The 568-nt window shown below is 72.7% G+C and carries 1 protein-coding gene; it reads right to left on the bottom strand.

Annotated elements, in window-relative coordinates:
• Positions 1–88: 88 nt before the first annotated feature.
• Positions 89–568, bottom strand: a 480-nt coding sequence (locus N826_RS39200; protein ID WP_247870485.1) for a rhodanese-like domain-containing protein, incomplete at its 5' end; no start/stop codon positions are given.

Raw genomic sequence — 568 nt, 5'->3', positions numbered from 1 at the left:
CTCGCGGGCGCGCTGTTGCGAGGTGCGCCATTGGGCGCGGATGCCGTCCAGGGCGCGCACCACGCCCTCCAGATCGAAGGCCGCCATGTCAGTCCTGCACCCAGGGCAGGCCGCGATGGCGCCAGCCGTCGCTCAGGCCGCGATGCTGGTTGGCGTCGAGCTCGCCTTCAAAACCCTCGAAGACATTGAAGACCGCCGAGAACCCCGCCTTGGCGGCCGCCTCCGCCGCCAGCGCCGAACGCTTGCCGCTGCGGCACAGCAGCAGCACCACGGCGTCCTTGCCGCCGGCGCTGGCCACCTTGGCCTCCAGTTCGCGCACGAAGCGCGGGTTGCGGGTCAGGCTGGTGCCGGTGGCCCAGGGCACGTGCACCGTGCCGGGGATGTGGCCGACGAATTTGCGCTCTTCCGCCGAGCGCACGTCCACCAGCACCGCGTCGCCGTTCTGCGCCAGCGTCCAGGCGTCCACGGGCGAGACGCCGCCGGCATAGGGAAGGTGCTGGCCCAGCGCCGCGGCGCGCGCCTGCTCCAGGGTGGCAGGCAGGATCCGTTCGGTGACGGCGGCTTCGGG

This window comes from Skermanella aerolata KACC 11604, from assembly GCF_000936425.1.
In the GTDB taxonomy this organism is placed as follows: Bacteria; Pseudomonadota; Alphaproteobacteria; order Azospirillales; family Azospirillaceae; genus Skermanella; species Skermanella aerolata.
Note: the sequence above shows the minus strand (reverse complement) of the source record. Positions and strands in the feature narration are given on the sequence as shown.